The following is a 26,276-nucleotide window of genomic DNA, read 5'->3' as shown; positions in this document are numbered from 1 at the left end:
CCGCTCCGGCGTGGTCAGCACGCACGCCGGCAGCCGCACCAGCCGCAGCCGCGCCGCGTAGTCACCGCCGAAGGCCGCCCGGAACGACGACGGATCGACGGTCACCTCGGTGGCCGACGCGCCCGCGCCGCCCTCGGCGCCCTCGGCGCCCACCGAGAACAGCACGCCGTGCACGCCCGCGCGCCGCGCGACGGACTGGTCCGCCAGCTCGACCCGCACCTTCGGGGCCGACCCGGCGGCCGGGGCCCCGGACTCGGCGCCCCGGGCAGCTCCCCGGACCAGGACCGGCAGCGCACCGGCCCGGACGAACGACTGGCCGCCGCCCGACGCACGGGACTTCGCCGCGGCGGTCGGCTCCTCCGGCGAGAGGTCGACGACGGCCGTGCCGGCGGCCGGCAGCTTGCTCGCCTCCGCCGGATCGTACTTGCGGTAGTCGGCGGACTTGATCTCCTTGCCCGCCGTTCCCCGGGTGTAGGGGATCTGCTTCCCCCGGTCGAAGGCCGGCGGGGTCGGCTTGGCCGCCGGCGCGGCGAACGAGACGCCGGGCGCGGCCCCGGTCAGCAGCGCGAGCGCCGCCAACACGGACATGCCCCCTCTGCCCCACAATCGGCGATTTACTCTCGCATGCGAGAGACGGTCCTTCCTCAAAATTCCCTCCCCTGGTCATGGCACTGGGCAGTGCGGCGGCAATCGTAGGGAATCCGGAAGGCGATAACCTGGGAATTTGAAATGTCCGCATTCAAAGCGTATCGACCACCCGGGCGGGCTATCCACCCATCCAAGCAAGATCATCACTGATCTCCACTTGCGGCGACTATGTGTGTTTTTGACGCATCGACAGCTGACTGCGACTCAACTCTGCCTGGTGAAGTCACAATTTGAAGACGGCCCTCCACTCTATGTCAACACATTTCGGACCATGACTGACCAAAGTGGACAGCCCGTGCCGATCGGGGTCTTCCAAAGAACCTGGAAAAGCTGCAACCAGGCGCCAGAATGCTCACCGCACGGGCGCGCTGTCGCGGCACGCCTCGGTACGGAAATGGGGGGAAGGGCCGGAATGGCCTATTTCATGTTTGTGTGCGGCCGAGGGCCGCGGAGGACGGGGCCGGGGCGCAGGTGGGCGGCTGCGGCAACGACGGCCGCACTGACGGCCGGGCTGCTGGCCGGTGCCGGTGTGGCGGCGCGGGCGGAGGAGGCGCCGCCGGGGCCGACGGTCCCGGCCGGCCTGGAGCAGGCTCCCCGGGTGGACCTGCGGACCGCCAAGGCCCAGCAGGCCGCAGCGGAGGCCGCGAAGAGGACCGGCAAGCCGGTGGTGGTCGACGAGCTGACCACCGAGAACGCGCAGACCGTGGCGAACCCCGACGGGACGTTCACCATGCGTCAGGACAGCGGACCGGTCCGGGCGCGGAAGAACGGCGCCTGGGTACCGGTGGACACCAAGCTGGCGAAGCGGGCCGACGGGCGGATCGCGCCCGGGGCCACCGACGCCGACGTGTCGTTCTCGGCGGGCGGTACGGCTCCCCTGGTGACCATGGTCCGCGAGGGCAAGTCGGTGTCGCTGACCTGGCCCACCGCGCTCCCCGCCCCGGTGGTGAGCGGGGACACCGCGACCTACCCCGGGATCCTCCCCGACGTGGACCTGACGGTGACCGCGCGCCCGGACGGGTTCAGCCAGGTCCTGGTGGTGAAGAACGCCGCCGCCGCGGCCAACCCGGCGCTGGCCACCCTGAAGCTCGCCACCCGCACCGACGGGGTGACGCTCGGTCAGGCGGACTCCGGTGACGCCGAGGCCAAGGACGCCAAGGGCAACACGGTGTTCCGCGCGGACCCGCCGCTGGTGTGGGACTCCGCGACCGACGCGATGCCGTCGGCCGCCGAGCTGGCCGCCGCGAAGGAAGCCAGCGAGAAGCTGCTGGCCGAGGAGGGCCGGGGGGTGGCTGCCAAGTCGCCGTCCGGCGAGCGGAAGCAGAGCGGCGCCGCGGCCCCCGCGAAGGACCTGCCCGTCGAGCACCTCCCGTCCAGCACCAGGGGGCCGGGCTCCGGTGCGCACACCACCCGGATGGGGATGAAGGTCGCCGCCGGGGAGATCTCGATCACTCCGGACAAGGGCCTGCTGACCGGCAAGGAGACGGTGTACCCGCTGTACATCGACCCCGCCTGGTCCGGCAACCCGTCCGTGGTCTCCTGGGCCTCGATCAACGACAAGGGCTGGAAGGCCACCACCGGCGACGAGGCCAAGATCGGCTACCTGGGCAACTGGACCAACTGCGGTTCCTGGTGCTACTCGGTGCACCGGTCGTACTTCGTCATGAACACCGGCGGCTTCCAGGGCGCCTCGGTCACGGACGCGAAGTTCTACCCGTACGTCATCTGGTCCGCGAACTCGTCGCCCGAGCCGGTCCAGGTGTGGAACGACGCGGATCTCCCGGGGAACCTGAGCTGGAGCAACAAGCCCGGCAGCGGTTCGTCCAACTTCGTCCAGACGCAGTGGAGCTGCAACGGCAACGGGGGCTCCAACTGCGGCGGGGCGGGCACGGTCGAGTTCAACGTGACCGGCGCGGCGCAGGGCGCGGCCAACGGCGGGTGGCACACCTTCGAGGTGGACGCCGAGAACGAGTCGAACATGAACCAGTGGAAGCGGCTCAAGCCCTCCGGGACGTACTGGTCGGTGACCTACTACCGGGCGCCGTACCTGGACGGTCAGGACGCCACCTCCCCGGTGGTGTCCGCGCTGGGCGGCGGCGACTTCGTCAACTCGTCCAGCGTCACCATGAAGGCGACCGGCGGCGACACCGACGGCGAGCAGGTGCAGTCCGGCTACGAGATCTGGAACTGGTCGAACGGCTCCGCCACCAGCGCACGGGCGGGCGGCCTGTTCTCCGCGTACTCCGCGACCGGCGGCCCCTACACGTACAACGGGCTGGCGGACGGCGCCTACGCCTGGCGGGGCGTGACGCACAGCAAGGACGGCGACATGTGGTCCGGGTGGTCCCCGTGGCACGTGTTCACGGTCGACACCACGCCGCCGCCCAGGCCGGCCGTCTCCTCGCCGGAGTTCCCGGAGGGCCTGTTCGGCGCCGCGTACGACTCCAACGGCACCTTCAGCTTCACCACGAACTGGCAGAACAACGTCGCCGGGTACATCTTCGCCCTGGACTCGGACCTCTCGTCGACGACCTGGAGCCAGCAGAGCCAGCCGCAGACCTGGCAGCCCGGGCAGCAGGTCGTCCGGAAGCAGCAGTACTGGGTGTCCAGCGGCACGCTCGCCAGCGTGCGGTTCGCCCCCGGCACGGTCGGTCCGCACCGCCTGTACGTGAAGGCCGTCGACCAGGCGGGGCTGACCTCCGTCCAGGCCGACTACAGCTTCTGGGCGGGTCTGACCACGCCGGTCCTGGTCGGCGGTGACAAGCTGGTCAACGGCTACACCGCGACCAACGACGACGGCACCACCAGCGTGGTCCCCGCGGGCACCGCCACCACCACCGGCACGCTGCAGACCCAGGACAACTGCTGCGCCGTGGCGTGGTACAGCGGGAAGCAGGCGATGCTGGGCAACGGCACCTCCCCGGTGTCGGTGAACGACTCCGCGAAGCTGTCCTTCGACGTCCCGCACGGCGGGTACTGGACGCTCGGTGCGAGCCTGACCACCGCCTCCGACTACGGGCGCAGCCGCTTCGTCCTGGACGCGGGCACCCCGAACGCGGTGGCCCTGCCGGGCCCGGCGGCCGGTGCCGACTGGGAGGGCTACAGCGCCAACGTCAACCTGCTGTACGCGGACTTCGGCATGCCCAAGGATTCGGCCGGCAAGCCGGTGCAGCTCGGCCAGGGCGTGCACACGCTGACCGTGACCGCGGTGGGCAAGCACGCCTCCTCCGGCGGCTACCAGATCGGCATCGACGCGCTGCGGCTGACCCCGGCCAGCGCCACCTGCAAGCTGACCGACCTGACCGCCTGCCTGAACAACACCGCGATCAGCGCCGACTCCAACCACGACGCGGCCGACGCCGACGGCGGCGGCGTCAGCATGTCGGCCGGTGTGCTGGCCGCGGCGGGCTGGACCCCGGGGCTGCCGATCTCGATCAACGGCGCCCCGATGAAGGTCCCGAACTACGCGGTCGGCAAGGGCGACAACATCCTCTCCAGCGGCCAGACCGTCACGGTCGACACCACCGGCACCGCGAACAGCGGCAACTCGCTGCTGTTCCTGGCCTTCGCCACCGGCGGCAACGTGGTCAACGCCACCGGCAGCGTCACCTACCCCACGGTCAACGGCGCCAGCACCTGCGGCCAGACCACGACCTACCCGTACACGCTGGACTACGTCCCGGACTGGGCCGGCACCGGTTCGATCGCGCCGGCCGTCACCTTCACCGGCGTCAACCTGCCGGGCACCGCCACCAACAGCACCCGCGTCGCCCAGCCCGTCACCCTGTCCGTGCCGCTGCCCTGCCCGGGCGTCCCGCTGGCCTCGATCCAGCTGCCGGTGGTCACGGCCAAGGCCCAGCCGGGCAACCACGCGCTGCACATCATGGGCGTCGGCCTGCGCCAGTCGGCTTACGCCAACGGCAACCACGTCCCGAACTGGGTCGGCTCCTGGGCCGCCCGGCAGGACTGGAACATGCCGGGGACCTGGACCGACCAGACCATCCGCGTCCCCGCCCACCTGACGGTCGGCAACACCGCGGGCGGCAAGGTCCGGATCCGGCTGTCCAACATGCTCGGCAAGTCGCCCGTCACCCTGCCGCACGTCTCGATCGCCCCGCAGGGCGCGGGCTCCACCGCGGCCTCGAACCCGCTGCCGCTGACCTTCGGCGGCTCCGCCTCGGTGACCGTCCCGGTCGGCGGTGACGTCCTCAGCGACCCGATCGCCCTGAACGCCGCCGACGGTTCCGCCGTCCTGGTCAGCATGCACCTGCAGGGCGCGGTCTCGAACGTGCCGGCCCACGGCTCGGCCCAGCAGTCGGTCTGGGGGACGGTCGACGGCAGCGGCGACCACACCGGCGACGCCTCCGGCAGCGCCTTCACCGTCAGCGTGCCCGGCGTGCCCTACCTCAGCGCGGTCGACGTCACCCCGGTCCCCAGCGGCAACGGCACCCTGGTGCTGTACGGCGACCAGACCGTCAACAGCGACACCGCGCTCAGCGACAACTCGCACCACCTGAACGACCTGGTCTTCAAGCGGCTGACCGACGACTACGCGGCCGACCCGATCGGCAACCACACGCCGTACGGCGTGGTCAGCGCCGGCAAGAGCAGCTGGTACCTCCCCAACAACTACCTGCAGCCGCTGTCCAGCGCCGCCAACCCGCTCGCCCCGGAGTCCGCGGGCAACCCCACCGACCGCAACGTCCTGGAGAACAGCTTCACCCGCGCGGTGCTGATCTCCAACGGTGCGGCCGACATCTCCAACAACGTCAGCGCCGTGGACGTCGAGAACCGGCTGACCGCGCTGAGCAACCAGATCCGCAAGCGCCGCACCGACGACGACCCGACCGGCTGGACCTTCGTCAAGGTCTACGTCGCCACCATCCCGGCCTGGCCCACCATCACGCCCGAACAGGACACCGTCCGCCGGACCGTCAACAACTACATCCGCTGCGGCTCCTCCAGCGCCGCCGACGACGCCTGCCCGACCGGCAACGCCGTCCCGTTCAACGGCAACGCCGACATGGCCGTGGACTTCGCCGCGGCGGTCTCCGTGGGCCACACCCCGGGCGGCGCGCTGGACACCGCCTACACCTTCACCGACGCGAGTGCCCGCGTCCTGCCCAACACCTCCTACTACCAGGCCCTCGCGGACAAGTACGTCACCACCGCGAGCGCCCTCGGCTACGGCGCCTGACCGCGCCCCGCACCGACGGGCCCGGCCCGCCCCCACCGGGGCGGGCCGGGCCCGTCCGCGTCCGCGGCCCGTCCGGTCCGCCGCGCACCCGGTGCCCCACCCGCCCCATTAGCACGGCGGGCCGGTCGGTCACCGGGGTTTCGGCGGTAATCCACCCTTCCCCCGGGGAAATCGGGGGTTCGGCGTGCCATTGGCACATGACATGGGTTACTCACGTGGTGACACGGCGGGGCCCGCGACCCTGCGCGGCACCGATGGAGGCACCCGATGACGAAGACCACCGCCCGGCCCGAGACCCGCCCCGCTCCCCCGCGGGCGGCCGGCCCCGGGATGGTGCCCGCGGCGCAGCCCGCCGCCGAGCAGTCGCCGGGCGCCGGCACGGACGCGGTCCGGGTCGGCGCCTTCCTGCTGTCGGCGCAGTTCCCGGGCCAGGACCACGGCGAGGCGCTGGAGCGGACGGTCTCGGCCGCGCTGGCCGCCGAGCGGGCGGGCCTGGACGCGGTGTGGCTGGCCGAGCACCACTTCGTCCCGTACGGGGTCTGCCCGGACGCGGCGACGCTGGCCGCGCTGCTGCTGGGCCGCACCCGGCGGATCGGGGTGGGGACGGCGGTGAGCGTGCTGAGCACCCGTCACCCGGTGGCGCTGGGCGAGCAGGCGGCGCTGCTGCACCTGACCTCGGGCGGCCGGTTCACGCTGGGCGTGGGGCGCGGCGGGCCGTGGATCGACCTGGCGGTGTTCGGCGGCGGCCTGGAGGCGTACGAGCGGGGCTTCCCGGAGCGGTTGGACCTGCTGCTGCGCTGGCTGCGCGGGGCCCGGGTGGGGGCGTCGGGGCCGCAGTTCGCGTTCCCGGAGGTCGCGGTGGTGCCGCGGGCGGCGGAGCCGGGACGGCGGGGGGAGCTGGCGGGCTGGCTGGGCCTGGAGGGGGCGGTGATCCCGCGGCAGCGGCAGGACGAGGCGCCGCCGGCCCGGTCGGGCCCGCCGGTGGTGGTGGCCTGCACCTCGCCGGGCGGGGTGCGGACGGCCGCGGAGCGGGGCCTGCCGATGCTGCTGGGCATGCACTCGGGCGACGAGGACAAGCGGGAGATGCTGGCGGCGTACCGGACGGCCTGGCGGGCGGCGGGGCGCGGCGAGGAGCAGCTGGCCCGGGTCGAGCGGGAGCACGTCGCGGCGGGCGTGGCGCAGGTGGACGACCGGGCGGGGGCGGCCCGGGCCAGCCTGCTGCGGGCGATGCCGGACTTCTTCGCGCACGGCCTGGGCGCGCACCGCACCGTGGACGGCCGGGAGCGCACGATGCGCGACCCGCGGGCGTACACCGAGCTGCTGTGCGACCTGCACGCGGTCGGCACGCCCCGGCAGTGCGCGGACCGGCTGCTGGCGACCGCGGAGCGCACCGGCATCCGGCGCTTCGCGCTGCTCGCGGAGGGCTCGGGCGACACCGCGGCGACGCTGCACAACCTGGCCCGGCTGGGCGCGGAGGTGCTGCCGCAGCTGTCCTGAGGGCCCTGAGGGCCGTACGGGCCCGCGCGCGGCCGCGGGCCGCCCCGGGGCACTGGGAGACCCGGGGCGGCCCGCGTTCGGCGGTCCTGGGGGCGCTGACGGCGCGTCAGCGGCGGTGCGGCGCGGCGCGCCGACGTCCGGTCAGCAGTCGCGCAGCTCGGGCGACTGGTTGAGCAGCTGGCCCCGGATCGAGGTGAAGCGGGCGTGCCGCGCCTCGGTCTCGGGCCCGGGGGCGAAGACCGCGACCCGGTGGCAGTTCTGGAACGCCAGCCGGACGCCGAAGTGCCGCTGCAGGGCGCCCCGGATCGCGTCGCTGGCCAGCGCGCGGAGCAGTTGGCCGCGCTCCTGCTCACTCGGCGGGGGCACGTCGTTGTCGGCGAAGTCGGTTCCGTCGACCTTGAGTTGGGCGACCAGCGAGCTGATCATGTCCCAGGCGTAGGGCAGCGAGGTGCGGACACAGTCGACGAACTCCCGCTCGTCGACCTCGCCTCGTTCGGCCTTCTCCAACAGGGCCGGTGAGACGTCGAGCGACATGGGTTCTCCTCTCGCGGTCCGCTCCGGCGTGGTCGCCGGGGCGGTGGTGCCGGTGTGCTGGGCGGTGCTGGGGGCGGTACCGGGGGCGCGGTGCGCCGGGGGACAGTGGGACGGACGTGCGGTGGGCCGCGCGCGCCGTTCGAACGGTGCGGGTGTGGCGCACCGGCGGACGCCGCGCGTCGGGGTTCGGGCCGGAGGGTCAGACCAGCGTGGCAGTCCCCCCCTCACCCGGGTTGGTGAATCGACGGATTGCCGCCCGGAACGCCCCTTCCTGGACGAGATTGGCCGGAATCCGACGTGTCCCAACCCCCCGTGCCGAGCAGGCACCCTCACCGCGCGTGCCCGTGCGGTCACCATGCTTCGCCGCTCCCGCCCGGTCGACACCCGCCGTGCGCGCACTCGCTTCAAACGGCTCCCGGCACCCGTCCGCCCGGACCGGCTGTCTCGGGATTGCGCCGCTTCGGCCCCACCGGAGCGGAGCGGGCCGCTCCGGCCCCGGAATCGAACGCGGACCGGGGCACTCCCCGCGGGCCTTAGGCTTGTCCCCATGCGTCTTGTCATCGCCAAGTGCACCGTGGACTACGCGGGCCGCCTCGCTGCACATCTGCCCTCCGCCGTGCGCCTGGTGATCGTGAAGGCCGACGGGAGCGTCAGCATCCACGCCGACGACCGGGCCTACAAGCCGCTGAACTGGATGTCGCCGCCGTGCGCCCTCAAGGAGGCCGACGGCGTGTGGACGGTCACCAACAAGGCCGGCGAGAAGCTGATCATCACGCTGGAGGACGTCCACCACGACTCCTCGCACGAACTGGGCGTCGACCCCGGCCTGATCAAGGACGGCGTGGAGGCCCACCTCCAGGAGCTGCTGGCCGACCGGATGGAGGTGCTCGGCTCCGGCTGGCAGCTGATCCGCCGCGAGTACCCCACCCCGATCGGCCCGGTCGACATCCTGTGCCGCGACTCCGACGGCGCCACCGTCGCCGTGGAGATCAAGCGCCGCGGCGAGATCGACGGCGTCGAGCAGCTCACCCGCTACCTCGAACTCCTCAACCGCGACCCGCTGCTGGCCCCGGTCAAGGGCGTCTTCGCCGCCCAGGAGATCAAGCCCCAGGCCCGCGTCCTGGCCACCGACCGCGGCATCGGCTGCGTCGTCCTCGACTACGACGAGCTGCGCGGCATCGACGACGACAAGCTCAAGCTCTTCTAGGGTCCTCCCCGGGGTGCCGTCGGTGCGGGCTGCCACAATCCCGGCATGCCCGCTCGCAGCACCACCGGCGCCCCGTGGTCCGGCCCGTACGAGACCCACCTGACGCTGGCCCCGGCCGAGGCCGGGGCGCTGGCCGGCTGGGCGGCCGCGCACGGCCTGGAGTTCACCCACATCCTGCTGGCCCGCGGGCGGCACCCCTCGCAGCCGATGCTCTCCTGGCGGGCCGAGGGCACGCTGGCCGCGCAGCACCGCCGGGCCGCCGCCGAGGCCGCCCGGCTGCGCGGCGCCGGGTTCACCCCCGTCCGGGTCAAGATCGAGGCCGCCCCCTGGGTGCCGGGCGTCCCGCACAGCGACGCCGAGGCCGAACGCGCCGACCCCGCCCACTACTTCGAGCACCACGTGAAGGTCCGGACCGCCCCCGGCACCCCGCGCGAGGCGCTGGCCCGGGCCGCGCACGGCCACGACGCCCACGTCTCCTGGAACGCCCGCCGCACCGAACCCGACGGTCACCGCCACTACTTCGTCACCCAGCGCTGCCACCGCGTCGGCCTCGCCACCGCCACCGCCCGGCTGGCCCGCCTCACCGCCGCCCTCACCACCGCCGGCTTCCCGCCCCTGAGGGCCGAACGCGAGTACGTGGTCCACGACTCGGCGCTCGCCCTGGACGAGGGCTGGCTCGACGACACCCCCGCGGAGGACCTGCCGTGACCGACGCCGCGAACGCCCCCGACGCCGCCGACCTGGCCCGCCGCGTCCCCGCGGAGCTGCCGCTGACGTTCCGTCCGGTCGCGGACCCGCGGGCTCGGCAGCTCGCGGTCTTCGACCCGTCGCTCAAGCAGCACGCCCACGCGTACCGGGCCGCCGACCCGCGCTTCGCCGACCCCGCGCTCGCCACCGCCTGGCGCACCGCCCGCCGCACCGCGACGGACGCCGTGCTGTCCGCCGTCGCCGCCTCCCGCTGGGCCGACCACCTGGTGCTGCGCGGCTCGGTCGTGCTGCGCGCCTGGTTCGGTGCGGCCGCCCGCGAACCGGGCGACCTGGACTTCGTCCTCACCCCCGCCGACTGGGCGCCGGAGGACCCGCGCACCGCCGAGCTGTTCGCCGACCTGACCGGCGCCGTCCCGACCGACGGGGCGGTCCGCTTCCTCCCGGCGGAGGCCGTCAGCGAGGAGATCTGGACGTACGACCGCGTCCCGGGCCTCCGCCTGCTGCTGCCCTGGGAGGCCGACGGGCTGCCCGGCGGCGGCGTGCAGGTGGACTTCGTCTTCCACGAGCACCTGCCGCTGGAGCCCGACCTGCTGGAGGTCGCGCCGGGCGCGGTGCTCCAGGTCGCCGACCGCGAGCTCTCCCTGGCCTGGAAGCTGATCTGGCTGGTCAGCGACGCCTACCCGCAGGGCAAGGACCTGTACGACGCCGTCCTGCTCGCCGAGTCCGTGCCGCTGCGCCGCCCGGTGCTGACCGCGGCGCTGACCGCGATGCGGGAACCCGAGGAGTACGCCGACGGGCCGATCGGCGCCGAGGCCCTGGAGAACTACCGCTCCGCCGACTGGCGCACGTTCGCCGACGAGCACCCGCAGCTCGCCGCGGACCCCGCCGACCTGGTCCGCCGCCTGGACGCCGCCCTCGCCCCGACCTTCGCCGAGGCCCCCTCCCCCGGCCTGCCCCACCACCGCCTGCTCGAACTCGCCGACCGGGTACGGGACCTGCACGACCGGCAGGGCATGGCGGCGGCCCAGCAGTGGCTGTCCCGCCGCCCCGTCCCCTTCGGCCAGGCCCACCGGGTCACCGAACGCGCCCTCGACCGGCCCGACTCCCGGCTGGCCCGCGAGATGCTCGCCTGCCCGGCCTGGCACCACCTGGCCCGCCGCGTCGCGGACGGCACCTGGACGCGTCAGCAGCTCCGCTCGCTGCCCTTCTGAGCCCCCGTCAGGACGGGCTGCCGGTGGGCGTCCCGCCGGTGCTGCCGCCCGTGGCACCTCCGGTGGCGCCGCCGGTCGTCCCGCCGGTGTCGCTGCCGCCGGTCGTGCCGCCGGTGGTCCCGCCGGTGGTCCCGCCGGTGTCGCTGCCGCCGGTCGTACCGCCGGTCGTCGTCCCGCCGGTGCCGGTGGTGCCGCCGGTGGTGCCGCCGGTCGTCGTCCCGCCGGTGCCGGTGGTGCCGCCGGTGGTCGTCCCGCCCGTCGTGCCTCCGGTCGTCGTCCCCCCGGTGCCGGCGCTCCCGCCGGTCGTGCCGCCGGTCGTCCCGCCCGCGCTCGTACCGCCGCCGCCCGTGGTGCCGCCCGCGCCCGTGCCGCCGCTCGACTTCGTGGTGCTCGGGGACGGGGAGCCGCCGGACCGGTGGGTGGCGGAGGGGCTGCTGGTGGTGGGGGCGCTCGCGGTGGGGCTGCCGCTCGCGCTCGGGCTGTCCGTCGGGGTGGGGCTGTCGCCGGACGGGGTGGGGGCGGGCGAGGTGCTGCGCGGGGTCGGGGTGGGGTCGAGCGGGGGGAGGTCGTCGGCGGAGGTGCCGGTGCGGTCGCCGCCCGGGTGGTCGTCGCCGGTGGCGGCGACGCCGATCGCGGTGCCGAGGACGCCGAGCGCCATCACCGCCGCACCGGCGAGCAGCACGGTCTTGCGGGCGCCGCGCGGGGCCCGCTTGCGCAGGCGGCCGGGGACGACCTGGGCGATGGCCCGGATGGAGCGGCGGCGGCGGACGGGCGCGGTGTCGGGGCCCGCGGTCAGGGCCGCGGTCTCCTCGATCCGGATCAGGTCGAGCATCCGGCGGGCCCCGGCGACGCCGCGCTGTTCGCCCGCGGCGGCGCGCAGCGCGAGCGCGGCCTCGAGTTCGGCGACGGCCCGCCGGGTGTCGCCCGTGCAGAGCGCGTGCACGCCCAACTCGTGGTGGAACCAGCCCTGTTCGGCGTCGGCGCCGAGCATCCTGGCGGCTTCCAGGCCGAGCTGCAGGGCGCGCTCCCAGGCGCCCCAGCGCAGCGACAGCGCGAGCGCGGGGGCGGCGGCCCGGGCGAGGCGGAGCACCTCGGCGGGGCGGTCGGCGTTCCGTTCGGCGAACAGCACAGCGAGGATGACCTCGGCCTCGGCGGCGACCTGCCGGGTGGAGACGGAGGCGTGTCCGACCCACCAGGAGAGGTGTTCGGCGGCGCCGTGCGCGATCCCGCCGGGGGCGAACGGGGCGGGCAGGCCGTTGCTGTCGTCCTCGACCTCGGGCAGCAGGGCGTCGAGGACGCCTTCGGTGAGGCGGTGGTGGCCGCCGACGGAGACCGCGAGCCCGGCTTCGACGAGTTCCTGCAGGGCGCTCTCGCCGAGGCCGACGTCGACCAGCGCGGGCAGGTGCGGGGCGGTCGGGCACTCCCCTTCGAGGGCGAGGGCGAGCCGCAGCACCAGCCGGGCGGACTCGCTCAGCCCCTGGACCAGGCGGCGGGCCGGCGCGGCGCTCTCCCCCACCGAGGGCAGCGGCACCTGCTGGCGCAGTTCCCGTTCCAAGTCGGCCGGGTCCCTGGGCAGTTCGTACTCCTGGACGGAGCCGAACAGGCTCCGCCGGTCCTCCTGGGCGGCGACCAGGGAGTCCACCGTGACGTCGCGCTGGCGCAGCAGCGCGGCGGCCCGGACGAAGCGCAGCGGCAGGCCCTCGGACTCGAACCAGAGGTCGACCGCCCAGGCCCGTTCGAGCTCGTCGAGCGGGCGGCCCGCGAGCCGGGCCGCCAGGGTCAGGGAGGCGGGGCGGGACAGGCCCGCGACCAGGTGGTCGCGCAGCCGGGAGCCGGGGGCGGGGGGCGGGCTGCCGGGGACGGCGGCGATCAGGAAGGCGCACTCGGGGGCGAGGGCGAGCAGTTCCTCGAGTTCCTCGCCGTACGGTTCGACGTCGTCGATGACCACGACCGCGGCGACGCCGGCCAGCAGTTCGGCGAGCTGCTCCCGGTCGGGGCGGAAGTCGGGGGCCTGGTGGGTGGCGGCGAACAGGTCCTGCAGCAGGTCGGTGACGGTCCGGCGGTAGCCGCTCAGGCGCACCACGCCGTCGGGGGCGAGTTCCCCGGCCGCTTCGGCGACGGCGGCGAGCAGGGCGGAGCGGCCCGATCCGGCCTGTCCGACGAGCTGGACGGAGCGGCCGGCCCGGAGCTGCTCCAGCAGGGCCGCGATGTCGCCGTCCCGGTCGAGCAGCCGCAGGTCGGCCGGTCCGGCGCCGAGCGCGAGCGGGCCGACGGCCGGGCTGGGGCCCAGCTCGGGGCGGGCCTGGACCAGTCCGCGGATCCGGCGGGGCTGCGGCATCCACTCGTCCGGGCAGTGCCGGGCCTCCGAGCCCTCCGGCCCGCCGACCACCACCAGCCGCTCGCCGCTGACCAGTTCCCCGCTCCGCGGGCGCACCCCGTCCCCCCGGAACTCCCCGCTCGGCTGACCCACGTCACTGCTCCCCGCCACTCGGACACCTGAGCGGAGACTTTCCCACATGTCCGTGGCCGGTCACCACGCAGGGTGGCTCCGGCGCCTAGCCGCTCTGCACACGAACCCCGCTGACGAGCGGCGACGTGCGACCGGACGTGCGGCCGGGGGGTCGGGGCGGTCGGCGCACGCCCCGCGGCGCGCGCTACCCCAGGGCCGGGAGCGTCGTCCCGCAGGGGTCCTGCACCGCACCCTCGACCGCGAGGATCCGGTGCAGCCTGGTCGCGACCAGCAGCCGCTGCAGCTGCACGGGCACGTCGCGGAGCACCAGGCGCCGTCCGGCCCGCCCGGCCCGGCGGTGGGTGCCCATGATGACGCCGAGGCCGGTGGCGTCCCAGAACTCCAGGCGCCCGAGGTCGAGGACGAGGTCGCCCTCGCCACCGTCGACGGCGGCGTGCAGCAGCGCCCTGGCGTCGGCGGCGCTGCGCACGTCGAGCCGCCCTTCGACGGTCAGTGCGGTGTGGTCGCCGGTGATGCGCATGCTGTCCTCCTCCTCGGCCGTCCGCCGTACGTCCGCTGCCACGGTGCACCCGCAGCTGGGGGAACGTCCGCGCCCTGTGGGGCCGTGTCCGCGCACCGGCCCCTTCCTGAATCTGACGGTGAACCAGTTCCGCAGGTTGCTGTCACCCGCCGGACTGTCCCTCAACTTCACCCGTCCGAGGGAATATACGCAGGATCACCTCACACCTACGCTCGATTACCGCCCAAATCACCCGTCTGCGGGGCGGACCGTGAGCAAACTCACCCGGCCGCCCAGAACGTCCCGCACCCGGGCAGCACGGACCACCTGCGGGAGCGGCATCGCTCTCGCCGGACTCTAGTGGGAGCGCGCCCGCCGTGGTGCGTTCCGGCGGTGTGATCTGCGCCGGGGAGGGTGTGATCTGCACCCCTCCCGCGCTCCGCGCTCACTCCTCCCCCGGGAGGGGCACCCCCAACTCCTGCGCGAGGATCGCCGCCTGCACCCGGCTGCGCAGGCCGAGCTTGGCCAGGATCCGGCTGACGTGCGTCTTGGTGGTGGCCTCGGCGGTGCGCAGCCGCTGCGCGATCTGCGCGTTGGACAGGCCCGCCCCGAGGCAGCCCAGCACCTCCCGCTCCCTGGGCGTGAGGTCGTCCAGCCCGGCCGGGGCGGCGGGCGCGCCGGGGCGGGCGAAGGAGGAGATCAGCCGGCGGGTGACCGAGGGCGCGAGCATGCCGTCGCCGCGGGCGACCGTCCGGATGCCCTCGACCAGGGTCTCGGCCTCCAGGTCCTTGAGCAGGAACCCGGCCGCCCCGGCCCGCAGCGCCCCCCACACGTACGCGTCGAGGTCGAAGGTGGTCAGCACCAGGACCTGCCCGGCCCCGGCGGCGACCACCTCGCGGGTCGCGGCGACGCCGTCGAGCCGGGGCATCTGGACGTCCATCAGCACCACGTCGGGCCGCAGCTCCAGCGCGAGGCGGACGGCCTGCTCGCCGTCGGCGGCCTCGCCGACCACCTCCAGGTCGTCCTCCGCGCGCAGGATCATCACCAGCGCGGCCCGCACCGCCGCCTGGTCCTCGGCCACCAGCACCCTGATCACGCCCGCTCCCCTCCCGCCGTCCGCGGCAGCACCGCCCGCACCGTCCACGTCCCCCCGTCCGGCCCGGCGGTGAGTTCCCCGCCGAGCAGGTGGGCCCGCTCGCCCATCCCGACCAGCCCGGCCCTCGCCCCGGGCACCGGCCGCCCCTCCCCCGGCCGGTACGCGGACACCACCGAGATCTCCAACTCGCCCTCCCCGTAACGGATCTCCAGCCGCACCACCCCGGGCGCGGCATGCTTGACGGCGTTGGTCAGCGACTCCTGGACGATCCGGTACGCGGCCAGCTCCAGCGGTGCGGGCAGCTCGCCGCGCTCGCCGACCTCCTCGGCCTCGAACCGCAGCCCGGCCTCCCGCCCGGCCGCCCGGGCCTGCTCCAGCAGCACGTCGACGGCGGCCAACCGCGGTGCGGCGTACGGCTCTTCGGGGACGGCCTCGCGCAGCAGGCCGATCATCCGGCGCATCTCGGCCAGGCCCTGCACGCTGTTCTCCCGGATCACCGCCAGCGCCTCGACCAGCGGCTCGTCCGACGCGCGCCGCTGGCGGCGGGCCACCGCCTGGGCGCCGGTGGCGTGGATGGCGATCGCCGACAGGTGGTTGGCGATCACGTCGTGCAGTTCCCGGGCCATCCGGGCGCGCTCCGCGACCACCGCCCCGCGCCGGTCCAACTCGGCGAGCAGCGCGGTCTGCTCGGCCCGCAGCCGCTCGGTCTCGGCCCGGTCCCGGTGGTGGCGCAGCAGGTCGGCCGTCCACACCGGGGCGAGGAAGACCAGCCCGCAGAACACCGCGACCAGCAGCGCCCCGGGCACCGACCCGTACCGCCAGGCCAGCCCGGAGAGCACCAGGGTCGCGGCGGCGCCGGTCAGCTGCAGCACCTTGCTCATCCGGGCCGGGCCGTACAGGGTCGCCGCGTACAGCAGGTCGGTGTACATCAGCAGGGTCGCCATCAGCGAGCCCAGGTAGACCGCGGCGCCGAACAGCACGCCGCCGAGGCAGACCGTCCAGACCGTCCACCGGCGCCGCCCGAGCTCCAGCGCCGCCATCGCGGCCAGCGGCAGCGCCACCGCCCACACCGGCAGCCCGGGCCGGGCGTCGTAGGCGCCGAAGGCGAGCAGCAGCAGGCCGCCGAGCAGCCCGGCGGCGGCGATGGCCAGGTCCTCCTGGCGGTCGGTGAGCCTCACGGGGCCCATCCCAGCACTCCTCCCCAGCTGCGGGAACGACCGGTCGGACGACCCGCCGTCCGACGAAAGTCGCACGCCCCGCTCGACTGCCCGGACGATGACCCGGCGCCCGCGCGGGCGCAGGATCGAAGCATGGTTTCCCTGATCGTGGCCGGCGAGGCCGGCTTCTGGGTGGTGCTGGCGGCCGGACTGCTGGCCCGGTACGCGCTGCGGCTGCGCCGCACCGGCGCGGTGGTGCTGGCCCTGCTCCCGGTGGTCGACCTGGTGATCCTCGCCGCGACCGTCGCGGACCTGCGCGGCGGCGCCACCGCCGACTGGACGCACGGCCTGGCGGCCGCCTACGTCGGCTTCTCGCTCGCCTACGGCCACCGCCTGGTCCGCTGGGCCGACGGGCACGCCGCGCACCGCCTGGCGGGCGGCCCGAAGCCCGCCGGAGCGCCGAAGTACGGTGCGCCGCGGGCCCGTTACGAGTGGGGCGTGTTCGCCCTGACGCTGCTGGCCGCGGCGGTCACGGTGGCGCTGGTCGCCGCCGTGCAGTGGCTGGCCGGCGACGGCGCCCGCACCGCGGCGCTGGACTCCTGGTACCCGCGGATGGGCCTGGTCGTCGGCGTCAACCTGCTGGTCGCCGCCAGCTACACGCTCTTCCCCAAGCGGGCGCGGTGAGCAGCCGTCAGCGGTTCTCGCCCGGCACCCACAGCACGTCGCCGCGCTCCTTGTTGGCCGTCCGCGCCAGGATGAACAGCAGGTCGGAGAGCCGGTTCAGGTACTTCGCGGTCAGCGGGTTGATGCTCTCCCCGTGCTCCTCGATCGCCGCCCAGGTCGCCCGCTCGGCCCGCCGCACCACCGTGCAGGCCAGGTGCAGGTACGCCGCCCCGGGCGTCCCGCCGGGCAGGATGAAGCTGCGCAGCTTCTCCAGCTCCGCCAGGAACCGGTCGCAGTCGGCCTCCAGCCGGTCCACGTAGGACTGCAGGACCCGCAGCGGCGGGTACTTCGGGTCCTCCACGATCGGGGTCGCCAGGTCCGCGCCGACGTCGAACAGGTCGTTCTGGATCCGGGTCAGCACCGCGACCAGTTCCTCGTCCAGCCCCCCGGCGGCCAGCGCCACGCCGAGCGCCGCGTTGGCCTCGTTGGTGTCCGCGTACGCGATCAGGCGGGGATCGGTCTTCGTGGTCCGGCTCATGTCGCCGAGCGCGGTCGTGCCGTCGTCCCCGGTCCGGGTGTAGATGCGCGTCAGGTTCACCATGCCCGCAGCCTAGCGGGCCGGTTCACCGCCGTTAACAGCACCTCACCGGCTCCGAAGGGCCTCAGGCGACGTTCACCCTCTGTCCGGGCGGTGCCGCCTCCAGCCAGGCCAGGAAGCCGGTCAGGGCGTCGTCGCTCATCGCGAGCTCCAGCGGGGCGCCCTTGTGCAGGCAGCGGAGCACCACCGAACCGGACAGCAGGGCGAGTTCCTCCTGGCCCTGCGGGTAGCGGCGGCCGAGGACCTCGATCTCGGTGCGCGGCAGGACCCGGCGGGGGCGGGGGGCGTAGGAGAAGACCCGGAACCACTCGATGGAGTCGCCGCTGTAGCGGCCGATACCAAAAACCCACCCCTTGCCGTCGGTCTGCGGGACCGGGGCGGAGGTGGGTTGGCCGTTCTCGTCGAGATCCGGCTGCGTGGAGGCGTCGGCCGGCATTTTCAGGCGGTAGGAGCAGTCGAAGGTGCCGCCCACCCGCTGGATGAGGCGGCGGCGTACCGCGAAGCCGACCAGGCCGGCGACGGCGAGGACCACGACGGCCGCGCACACCACAAGGGCGAGGACCATGCTCACCTACCTCCTCGCTGCATCCCCGTGGCGGTCGACCCACGACCGCTCGTTCCTACCAACTGATACGACAGTCCCGGGGTCACGCTCCAGGCGTCCCCGGGACCGTCGCTGAGAGATCAGGCTCAGTGCTGCGCCTTGAGGCCGCCGGCGGCGAGCAGGCGGACCTCGGCGCGCCGCTCGGCGTGCGAGTCGGCTTCGTTCTTGGCGTTCTCCAGGGCCCGCTCGGCCCGGGCGACGTCGATCTCGTCGGCCAGCTCGGCGATCTCGGCGAGGATCGACAGCTTGTTGTCGGCGAACGAGATGAAGCCGCCGTGCACCGCGGCGACGACCGTGCCCTGGTCGGTGGTGCGGATGGTGACCGGGCCGGTCTCCAGCACGCTCAGCACCGGGGTGTGGCCCGGCATGATGCCGGTGTCACCGGAGGCCGTACGGGCGACAACGATGGTGGCCGCACCGGACCACACCTTGCGGTCGGCTGCGACCAGCTCGACGTGCAGCTCAGCCAACGTGGGCTCCTTGGCTCTTGCCGGTCCTCGGGCACCCGGGCGAACGGGCGGCGATCTCGGCAGTTTCGGTAAGAATAACGGTCACGCGCCCCCGGGACGAAACCAAGGGCCCGTAGATGACCGGGATCACAGCAGATCCAGCGTTGAGGGGTGGCCCCCGACTGAGAGCCGGGGACCACCCCTCAACGGTTCGGTCTGCCGTGCAACCGGCCTGCGGTTACTTCTTCAGCAGCTCGGCGGCGTTGCGCTCGAGGTCGTCGATGCCACCGCACATGAAGAAGGCCTGCTCCGGGACGTGGTCGTACTTGCCGTCCGCGATCGCGTTGAAGGCCTCGATGGTCTCCGACAGCGGAACGGTCGAGCCGTCGACACCGGTGAACTGCTTCGCCACGTAGGTGTTCTGCGAGAGGAAGCGCTCGATGCGGCGGGCCCGCTGCACCGTGACCTTGTCCTCCTCGGACAGCTCGTCGATGCCGAGGATCGCGATGATGTCCTGGAGGTCCTTGTACTTCTGCAGGATCCCCTTGATGCGGACGGCCGTGTCGTAGTGGAGCTGCGTGATGTACCGCGGGTCGAGGATGCGGGACGTGGAGTCCAGCGGGTCGACGGCCGGGTAGATGCCCTTCTCCGAGATCGGGCGCGACAGAACGGTGGTCGCGTCCAGGTGGGCGAAGGTGGTGGCCGGGGCCGGGTCGGTCAGGTCGTCCGCGGGGACGTAGATCGCCTGCATCGAGGTGATCGAGTGACCGCGGGTCGAGGTGATGCGCTCCTGCAGGAGGCCCATCTCGTCGGCCAGGTTCGGCTGGTAGCCCACCGCGGAGGGCATGCGGCCGAGCAGGGTCGACACCTCGGAACCGGCCTGGGTGAACCGGAAGATGTTGTCGATGAAGAGGAGCACGTCCTGCTTCTCGACGTCGCGGAAGTACTCCGCCATGGTCAGCGCGGAGAGCGCGACGCGCAGACGGGTGCCCGGGGGCTCGTCCATCTGGCCGAAGACCAGCGCGGTCTTGTCCAGGACGCCCGAGTCGACCATCTCGTCGATGAGGTCGTTGCCCTCGCGGGTGCGCTCGCCGACACCGGCGAACACCGACACACCACCGAAGTTCTCGGCGACGCGGTAGATCATCTCCTGGATCAGAACGGTCTTGCCGACACCGGCACCACCGAACAGACCGATCTTGCCACCGGTGACGTACGGGGTGAGCAGGTCGATGACCTTGATGCCGGTCTCGAACATCTCGGTCTTCGACTCGAGCTCGGAGAAGTTCGGGGCCTTGCGGTGGATCGGCCAGCGGACCTCCACCTGGGACTCGAACTCGGCCTTGTCGACGTTCAGCACCTCGCCGAGGGCGTTGAACACCTTGCCCTTGGTGATCTGGCCGACCGGGACGGAGATCGCCGAACCGGTGTCGGTGACCTGCGCGCCGCGGACCAGGCCGTCGGTCGGCTGCATCGAGATGCCGCGGATCAGGCCGTCGCCGAGGTGCTGGGCGACCTCGAGGGTCAGGGTCTTCTTGCCCGTGCCGTCGGGGTTGTTCACCTCGACGTGCAGGGCGTTGAACATCTCCGGAATGGCGTCGACGGGGAACTCCACGTCGACGACCGGGCCGATGACCCGCGCGACGCGGCCCGTCGCCGTGGTCGGCTCAACAGTGGTGGTCATACTCATTCGCTCCCCGCGCTAGCGTCGGCCAGCGCGTTCGCGCCGCCCACGATCTCGCTGATTTCCTGGGTGATCTCGGCCTGACGGGCCGAGTTGGCAAGCCGCGTCAGCGACTTGATGAGCTCGCCGGCGTTGTCCGTCGCGCTCTTCATGGCGCGGCGGCGGGCGGCGTGCTCGGAGGCAGCCGACTGCAGCAGCGCGTTGTAGATCCGGCTCTCGACGTACCGCGGCAGCAGTGCGTCGAGGACGCCCTCCGCCGACGGCTCGAAGTCGTACAGCGGGAAGATCTGGTTCTTGGCCGGCGCGCCGTCGCTCAGCTCGACCTCGTCGAGCTTCAGCGGCAGCAGGCGGGCGTCGATCGCGTTCTGCGTCAGCATCGACACGAACTCGGTCGACACCAGGTGCAGCTCGTCCACGCCGCCGGTCTCCGCGGTGAAGGCCGCGATCAGGTCCGCCGCGACCGTCTTGGCGTCCCTGTAGGTCGGCTTGTCGGAGAAGCCGGTCCAGGAGTTCGCCACCGCCAGGTTGCGGAAGCCGTAGTAGCCCACGCCCTTGCGGCCGACGATGTACGTGACCACTTCCTTGCCCTCTTCGCGGAGGCGGGCGGCGAGCGCCAGCGACTGCTTGATGGCGTTGGTCGAGTAGCCGCCCGCCAGGCCGCGGTCCGCCGTGATCAGCAGGACGGCGGCGCGCGAGGCGTTCGGGTTCTCGGTGGTCAGCGGGTGCTTCGCGGTGGACCGGGTGGCCACCGCGGTCACCGCGCGGGTGAGCTCGTCGGCGTACGGAGTGGAGGCGGCCACCGCGCGCTGCGCCTTGACGATGCGCGACGCGGAGATCATCTCCATCGCCTTGGTGATCTTCTTCGTCGCGGTGACGGAGCGGATGCGGCGCTTGTAGACCCGAAGCTGTGCTCCCATTGGGTCGTTACGTCCTTTCCCTCGCTACCGGACTCAGGCCTGCTCGGAGAGCAGCTTGCCGTCAGCCGTGGTGAAGCCCTGCTTGAAGGACGTGATCGCGGCGGTCAGCGCGTCGATCGTGCCCTGCTCCAGCAGGCCGGTCTCGACGATGCCGGCCAGGATGCCCTTGTGCTCCAGGCGGACGTTGTCCAGGAACTCGCGCTCGAAGCGGCGGATCTCCGCCACCGGGACGTCGTCCAGCTGGCCGGTGGTGCCGGCCCAGATCGAGACGACCTGCTCCTCGACCGGGAACGGCTGGTACTGGCCCTGCTTCAGCAGCTCGACCATGCGCGCACCGCGCTCCAGCTGGGCCTTGGAGGCCGCGTCCAGGTCGGAACCGAAGGCGGCGAACGCCTCCAGCTCGCGGTACTGGGCGAGGTCGAGGCGCAGACGGCCGGCGACCGAGCGCATGGCCTTGATCTGGGCGGAGCCACCGACGCGGGAGACCGAGATGCCGACGTTCACGGCCGGGCGGATGCCGGCGTTGAACAGGTCGGACTCCAGGAAGCACTGGCCGTCGGTGATCGAGATGACGTTGGTCGGGATGTACGCCGAGACGTCGTTGGCCTTGGTCTCGATGATCGGCAGACCGGTCATCGAGCCGCCGCCGAGGGCGTCGTTCAGCTTGGCGCAGCGCTCCAGCAGGCGGGAGTGCAGGTAGAAGACGTCGCCCGGGTACGCCTCGCGGCCCGGCGGGCGGCGCAGCAGCAGGGAGACGGAGCGGTAGGCCTCGGCCTGCTTCGACAGGTCGTCGAAGACGATGAGGACGTGCTTGCCGTCGTACATCCACTCCTGGCCGATGGCCGAACCGGTGTACGGGGCGAGGTACTTGAAGCCGGCCGGGTCGGAGGCGGGAGCGGCCACGATGGTGGTGTACTCCAGCGCGCCGGCCTCCTCCAGGGCGCCGCGGACGGACGCGATGGTGGAGCCCTTCTGGCCCACGGCGACGTAGATGCAGCGGACCTGCTTCTCCGGGTCGCCCGAGCGCCAGTTGTCGCGCTGGTTGATGATCGTGTCGACGGCGACGGCGGTCTTGCCGGTCTGGCGGTCACCGATGATCAGCTGGCGCTGGCCGCGGCCGATCGGGGTCATCGCGTCGATCGCCTTGATGCCGGTCTGCAGCGGCTGCTTGACCGACTTGCGGGCCATGACGCCGGGGGCCTGCAGCTCCAGGGCGCGGCGGCCGGTGGCCGCGATCTCGCCCAGGCCGTCGATCGGGTTGCCCAGCGGGTCCACGACGCGGCCGAGGTAGCCGTCGCCGACCGGGACGGAGAGGACCTCGCCGGTGCGCTGCACCGTCTGGCCCTCTTCGATGCCCGAGAACTCACCGAGGACGACGACACCGATCTCGCGGGTGTCGAGGTTCAGCGCGAGGCCGAGGGTGCCGTCCTCGAACTTCAGCAGTTCGTTGGCCATGACCGAGGGCAGACCCTCGACCTTGGCGATACCGTCCATGGCCTCGGTGACCGTGCCGACCTCTTCACGCGAGGCCGCGTCCGGCTGGTACGACTGGACAAAGTCGGCCAGCGCGTCCCGGATCTCCTCCGGACGGATCGTAAGCTCCGCCATCAGGCTTCCCTGCTCTCCTAGTTTGCGATCCTCGGCCCGCCATTGAGGGCCGCAAGTGCTCGACTCTCGGCCGGGTCGGGTGAACCGGCCGTACGTTTTGCCGGCCCACCTGGTGTGGACCGACGCCCGACCGAGGGTCGGATAGTGCTGGTGCTCAGCCTTCGAGGCCCTGGCGAGCGCCTTCGAGGCGGCTCGCGACGGTGCCGTCGATGATCTCGTCGCCGATCTGGACCCGGACACCGCCCTGGACCGTCGGGTCCACGTCGATGTTCAGGTGGACCTGCCGGCCGTACAGGCCGGCCAGGGCGGCGGCGAGGCGCTGCTTCTGGACGTCCGACAGCGGGATCGCGGTGGTGACCAGGGCCACCACGCGGCCCCGCCGGGAGGCGGCGAGCTTGGAGTAGGACTCCAGGCCACCTTCCAGGCTACGACCACGCGGGTTGGTGACCAGGCTGGTGACCAGGCGGACGGTGCCCGCGTTGGCGCGGCCGCCGAGGAGCTTGCGGATCAACGCCGCCTTGGCGGCGGTGTCGGCCTTCGGCTCGGTCAGCGCGGCGCGCAGCTCGTGCGAGCCCGCCACCACCCGGCCGAACCGGAACAGCTCGTCCTCGACGTCGTCCAGCGCGCCCGCCTTGTCGGCGGCGACGACCTCGGCGTACGCGGCGAGCTCCTCGACCGCGTCGACCAGGTCGCGCGGGCCGGACCAGCGCGAGCGGACCAGGCCGGAGACCAGGTCGACGCTCTCGCCGGAGACCTGGCCGTTCAGCAGCGAGGCGACCAGCTGGGCCTTGTCCTGGCCGGACCGCGCGGGGTCGGTCAGGACGCGGCGCAGCGAGACCTCGCGGTCCAGCAGCGCGGTGACGGCAGCGAGTTCCTCGGCAAGCTTGGCCGCGTCCACCGAAGTGTTGTCGGTCAGGCTCTCCAGGTTCTCGCGTCCGGCGGCAAGTGCCTCACGGCTCGCGCCGATCACTTGGACGCACCCTGGGCAGCGACGGCCTTGGACTCCAGCTCGTCCAGGAAGCGGTCGATGACGCCGCTCTGGCGGGCGTGGTCCTCCAGGGACTCACCGACGATGCGGGAGGCCAGCTGGGAGGCCAGCGAGCCGACGTCCTGGCGCAGGACCGCGGTCGCCTGCTTCTTGTCGGCCTCGATCTGGGCGTGGCCGGCCGCGACGATGGCCTCGCGCTGGCGCTGGCCCTCCTCGCGCATCTCGGTGATCAGGGCGGCGCCCTGCTCACGGGCGTGCTCGGTGATCCGAGCGGCCTCGTGGCGCGCCTCGGCGAGCTCGGCGCGGTACTGCTCAAGCAGGGCCTGGGCCTCGGCCTGAGCGGCGTCCGCGCGCTTCATGCCGCCTTCGATGGCGTCACGGCGCTCCCCCAGCACCTTCTCGATGCTGGGGAGGAGCTTCTTGCCGAGGATGCCGAAGACGATGAAGAAGCAGAGCAGGCCGATGATGACCTCGGGCCACGCGGGGAGAAGAGGGTTCATCTTCTCTTCCGCGAGGAAAACCTCGGGGGCCATATCAGAACCTTTCGTCGGAAGTGACTACCGGTGCGCCTGGCTCACTGGCCGTAGACGAACGGCATGACGATGCCGATCAGGGCGAGGGCCTCGGTCAGGGCGAAGCCGATGAACATGTTGGAGCGGATCAGGCCGGCAGCCTCGGGCTGACGGGCCATCGCCTGCACACCGTTACCGAAGATCAGACCGACACCGATGCCGGGGCCGATCGCGGCGAGACCGTAGCCGATGGAAGCGACGGAACCGGACACACCTTCAGCGAGAGCGGACATCTCAGCTAATCCTTTGCGGGGATGGGATACCGGTGGGTGTTGGCCACCGGGAGTTCGTGGGCGCGGCCGGGGCCGCGGGGCTCAGTGCGCCTCTTCCAGGGCACCGGCGATGTAGCTGCTGGCGAGCATCACGAAGATGTACGCCTGCAGGAACTGCACCAGCAGCTCGAAGGCGGTCAGACCGACGGCCACCACGAAGGACACCGAGCCGTACAGGGCGCCGATGGTGGGGCTGAGCAGGTACCACGAGGCCACCGAGAAGACGACGATCAGCAGGTGACCGGCGAACATGTTGGCGAAGGCTCGGACCGCGAGGGTGAAGGGGCGCACGAAGATGTTCGAGAAGAACTCGATCGGCACCAGGATGAACATGACCCAGCCCGGGATGCCCGACGGCCAGCAGAGGTTCTTCATGCCGCCGACGAAGCCGTGCTTCTTGAAGGTCAGGCCCATGTACGTGACCCAGACGACCAGTGCGAGTCCGGCGGGGTACGCGATCCGCGACATCACCGGGAACTGGGCGAACGGGACGATGGACATGATGTTCATGATCCACACGAAGAAGAACATCGAGACCAGCATCGGGACGTACTTCTCGCCCTTTTTGCCGATGGTCTCCAGCACGATGCTCCGCTTGACGAAGTCGTACCCGATCTCACCGACCAGCTGGAACTTGCTGGGGAGCAGCTTCGGCTTGGCGAAGGCGGCCCAGAAGAACCCGACCACCAGCAGCGCGCAGATGATCGACAGCAGCATCGGCTTGGTGAAGTCGACGCCGCCGACCGAGAAGATCGGCTTGAAGTCGAACTCACCGAGGCCGGGAGCGGGGAAGCCGCAGCCGGAGTCGAAGTGGCAACCGGCCTCGGAGGCGAGCTGGACGTCAGCACCCACCACAGACTCCTTCGTTCTGACGCATGGTTACGGCAACCTCGGTGTGTCGGCGTGGCCGGTGGCCACGGTGCGGCACTGGAACTAGTTGGATTTCTCGCTGACCCGGCGCGGCGCATATCCCCACCGCGGGATCTTCGAAAGCTTCGTGGAGCCGGGGGGCGATCCGTCCGATCATCGGAGGGACCTGGCCGCTTCCCGTACTCCGCCGTTGGGACGGACGATAGCAGTCCGTCAGGAGGGCATAAACACCGCCCCCCTCGCGAGGGGGACGGTATGCCCCGCTCACGGTTGACGCCCTGATTTCGGCTTGCCGTCGGGTTCCACGTAGAAGGTCTTGGCCTTGAGCCAGCCCCGCACCTGGAAGCACATCCAGATGATCACCAGGCCGAGCAGGGAGAGGCCGAAGACCTTGTGGTCGAAGAAGGTGAGTCGTTTCGCCACCGCGAGCAGGATGCCGACCACCAGGATCTGAGTGGTGTAGACCAGCATCGCGATCGGCATCAGCATCTGCGGGTTGTTCCGGCCCAGCCGGACGAGCGCGATCTGACCGGCCCCGAAGAAGGCGATCACGACCACGGTCGCGAGCAGGGCGCCGAGCAGGCCCTTCCCTCCGGCGGCGACGAAGGAGGCCGCCATGGCGACCACTCCGGCGACCGCAGTGGGGATTGCGGCGCCACGGAGGATCCGGGCGTCGTGGGACGGCATGTCGGCAACTCCGGCGGCATGTCGGAAACGGGGGGCAGAGACACACGGGGGTGCGAGGACCTCGCCGCGGGCAGCCGCTGGAACGGCGGACCCGTCGAGGGAGACCGACCGGGGACGGAAGTCCTCCACCTGTCAGGTCT

At 72.6% G+C, this 26,276-nt stretch carries 23 protein-coding genes; 6 read left to right on the top strand and 17 right to left on the bottom strand.

Going from position 1 to position 26,276, the window contains the following annotated elements; translation table 11 throughout:
* Positions 1 to 588, bottom strand: a 588-nt coding sequence (locus OO57_RS15350; protein ID WP_033252999.1) for a hypothetical protein, incomplete at its 3' end; no start/stop codon positions are given.
* A gap of 658 nt (positions 589 to 1,246) precedes the next feature.
* Between OO57_RS15350 and OO57_RS15345 the strand changes: the two genes are divergently transcribed.
* Positions 1,247 to 5,845: a hypothetical protein gene (locus OO57_RS15345; RefSeq protein WP_158715132.1), complete on the top strand. Its 4,599-nt coding sequence runs from the start codon at positions 1,247 to 1,249 to the stop codon at positions 5,843 to 5,845.
* Positions 5,846 to 6,175: 330 nt separating this feature from the next.
* Entirely contained in the window at positions 6,176 to 7,342 is a 1,167-nt protein-coding gene (locus OO57_RS15340) for an LLM class flavin-dependent oxidoreductase (protein ID WP_051777667.1), read from the top strand.
* Positions 7,343 to 7,483: 141 nt separating this feature from the next.
* Here OO57_RS15340 and OO57_RS15335 read toward each other — a convergent pair whose 3' ends face one another.
* Positions 7,484 to 7,876: an SCO5389 family protein gene (locus tag OO57_RS15335; protein ID WP_033252997.1), complete on the bottom strand. Its 393-nt coding sequence runs from the start codon at positions 7,874 to 7,876 to the stop codon at positions 7,484 to 7,486.
* Positions 7,877 to 8,423: 547 nt separating this feature from the next.
* Here OO57_RS15335 and nucS point away from each other — a divergent pair.
* Genes nucS through OO57_RS39470 form a run of 3 tightly spaced genes read left to right on the top strand, consistent with a single transcriptional unit; the run spans position 8,424 to position 11,002 of the window.
* Positions 8,424 to 9,083, top strand: a complete 660-nt coding sequence (gene nucS / locus OO57_RS15330) for an endonuclease NucS (RefSeq protein ID WP_033252996.1) — start codon at positions 8,424 to 8,426, stop codon at positions 9,081 to 9,083.
* A 45-nt stretch (positions 9,084 to 9,128) separates the two neighbouring features.
* Entirely contained in the window at positions 9,129 to 9,791 is a 663-nt protein-coding gene (locus OO57_RS15325; protein WP_051777665.1) for a hypothetical protein, read from the top strand.
* Positions 9,788 to 11,002 carry a nucleotidyl transferase AbiEii/AbiGii toxin family protein gene (locus OO57_RS39470; RefSeq protein WP_051777662.1) on the top strand — a complete coding sequence of 405 codons (1,215 nt, stop codon included), beginning with the start codon at positions 9,788 to 9,790 and terminating at the stop codon, positions 11,000 to 11,002. The genes OO57_RS15325 and OO57_RS39470 overlap by 4 nt, the downstream gene beginning before the upstream one ends.
* A gap of 7 nt (positions 11,003 to 11,009) precedes the next feature.
* Here OO57_RS39470 and OO57_RS15315 read toward each other — a convergent pair whose 3' ends face one another.
* The 4 genes from OO57_RS15315 to OO57_RS15300 form a co-directional block, all read right to left on the bottom strand.
* Positions 11,010 to 13,472, bottom strand: a complete 2,463-nt coding sequence (locus OO57_RS15315) for an ATP-binding protein (protein ID WP_158715131.1) — start codon at positions 13,470 to 13,472, stop codon at positions 11,010 to 11,012.
* A 184-nt stretch (positions 13,473 to 13,656) separates the two neighbouring features.
* Positions 13,657 to 13,992 (bottom strand): STAS domain-containing protein, encoded by a 336-nt coding sequence (locus tag OO57_RS15310; RefSeq protein ID WP_033252995.1) that lies wholly within the window; start codon positions 13,990 to 13,992, stop codon positions 13,657 to 13,659.
* A gap of 424 nt (positions 13,993 to 14,416) precedes the next feature.
* A complete protein-coding gene (locus OO57_RS15305) occupies positions 14,417 to 15,067 on the bottom strand; it encodes a response regulator (protein WP_033252994.1) in 651 nt (216 codons plus the stop codon).
* The gene (locus OO57_RS15300; RefSeq protein WP_033252993.1) at positions 15,064 to 16,254 is read right to left on the bottom strand and encodes a sensor histidine kinase; all 1,191 of its coding nucleotides are present in this window, start codon (positions 16,252 to 16,254) and stop codon (positions 15,064 to 15,066) included. Before OO57_RS15300 ends, OO57_RS15305 begins: the two co-directional genes overlap by 4 nt.
* Before the next feature lie 123 nt (positions 16,255 to 16,377).
* On the opposite strand from OO57_RS15300, the gene OO57_RS15295 reads away from it, so the two are divergent.
* Positions 16,378 to 16,908 carry a hypothetical protein gene (locus OO57_RS15295; RefSeq protein ID WP_033252992.1) on the top strand — a complete coding sequence of 177 codons (531 nt, stop codon included), beginning with the start codon at positions 16,378 to 16,380 and terminating at the stop codon, positions 16,906 to 16,908.
* A gap of 7 nt (positions 16,909 to 16,915) precedes the next feature.
* On the opposite strand, the gene OO57_RS15290 is transcribed toward OO57_RS15295, so the two are convergent.
* The 11 genes from OO57_RS15290 to OO57_RS15240 form a co-directional block, all read right to left on the bottom strand.
* Positions 16,916 to 17,488, bottom strand: coding sequence for a cob(I)yrinic acid a,c-diamide adenosyltransferase (locus OO57_RS15290; RefSeq protein WP_033252991.1), 573 nt, complete (start codon positions 17,486 to 17,488; stop codon positions 16,916 to 16,918).
* A 61-nt stretch (positions 17,489 to 17,549) separates the two neighbouring features.
* Positions 17,550 to 18,050 (bottom strand): DUF2550 domain-containing protein, encoded by a 501-nt coding sequence (locus OO57_RS15285; protein WP_033252990.1) that lies wholly within the window; start codon positions 18,048 to 18,050, stop codon positions 17,550 to 17,552.
* A 125-nt stretch (positions 18,051 to 18,175) separates the two neighbouring features.
* Positions 18,176 to 18,559 carry a F0F1 ATP synthase subunit epsilon gene (locus OO57_RS15280; protein WP_033252989.1) on the bottom strand — a complete coding sequence of 128 codons (384 nt, stop codon included), beginning with the start codon at positions 18,557 to 18,559 and terminating at the stop codon, positions 18,176 to 18,178.
* A gap of 217 nt (positions 18,560 to 18,776) precedes the next feature.
* Entirely contained in the window at positions 18,777 to 20,222 is a 1,446-nt protein-coding gene (gene atpD, locus OO57_RS15275) for a F0F1 ATP synthase subunit beta (RefSeq protein WP_033252988.1), read from the bottom strand.
* A gap of 2 nt (positions 20,223 to 20,224) precedes the next feature.
* The gene (locus OO57_RS15270; protein WP_033252987.1) at positions 20,225 to 21,139 is read right to left on the bottom strand and encodes a F0F1 ATP synthase subunit gamma; all 915 of its coding nucleotides are present in this window, start codon (positions 21,137 to 21,139) and stop codon (positions 20,225 to 20,227) included.
* A 33-nt stretch (positions 21,140 to 21,172) separates the two neighbouring features.
* Positions 21,173 to 22,747, bottom strand: coding sequence for a F0F1 ATP synthase subunit alpha (atpA, locus tag OO57_RS15265; protein ID WP_033252986.1), 1,575 nt, complete (start codon positions 22,745 to 22,747; stop codon positions 21,173 to 21,175).
* Positions 22,748 to 22,901: 154 nt separating this feature from the next.
* Positions 22,902 to 23,717 carry a F0F1 ATP synthase subunit delta gene (locus OO57_RS15260; protein ID WP_033252985.1) on the bottom strand — a complete coding sequence of 272 codons (816 nt, stop codon included), beginning with the start codon at positions 23,715 to 23,717 and terminating at the stop codon, positions 22,902 to 22,904.
* Positions 23,714 to 24,268 carry a F0F1 ATP synthase subunit B gene (locus tag OO57_RS15255; RefSeq protein ID WP_033252984.1) on the bottom strand — a complete coding sequence of 185 codons (555 nt, stop codon included), beginning with the start codon at positions 24,266 to 24,268 and terminating at the stop codon, positions 23,714 to 23,716. The genes OO57_RS15260 and OO57_RS15255 overlap by 4 nt, the downstream gene beginning before the upstream one ends.
* Before the next feature lie 41 nt (positions 24,269 to 24,309).
* Positions 24,310 to 24,540: an ATP synthase F0 subunit C gene (atpE, locus tag OO57_RS15250; protein WP_033214701.1), complete on the bottom strand. Its 231-nt coding sequence runs from the start codon at positions 24,538 to 24,540 to the stop codon at positions 24,310 to 24,312.
* A gap of 81 nt (positions 24,541 to 24,621) precedes the next feature.
* Positions 24,622 to 25,434, bottom strand: coding sequence for a F0F1 ATP synthase subunit A (atpB, locus tag OO57_RS15245; RefSeq protein WP_199811264.1), 813 nt, complete (start codon positions 25,432 to 25,434; stop codon positions 24,622 to 24,624).
* 279 nt (positions 25,435 to 25,713) lie between these two features.
* Entirely contained in the window at positions 25,714 to 26,136 is a 423-nt protein-coding gene (locus tag OO57_RS15240) for a hypothetical protein (protein ID WP_033252982.1), read from the bottom strand.
* Positions 26,137 to 26,276: the final 140 nt, after the last annotated feature.

Origin of the sequence: Kitasatospora phosalacinea (assembly GCF_000717185.1) — a bacterium.
Classification (GTDB): domain Bacteria; phylum Actinomycetota; class Actinomycetes; order Streptomycetales; family Streptomycetaceae; genus Kitasatospora; species Kitasatospora phosalacinea_A.
The sequence above is the reverse complement of the archived record's forward strand: the minus strand, read 5'-3'. Positions and strand labels throughout refer to the sequence as shown.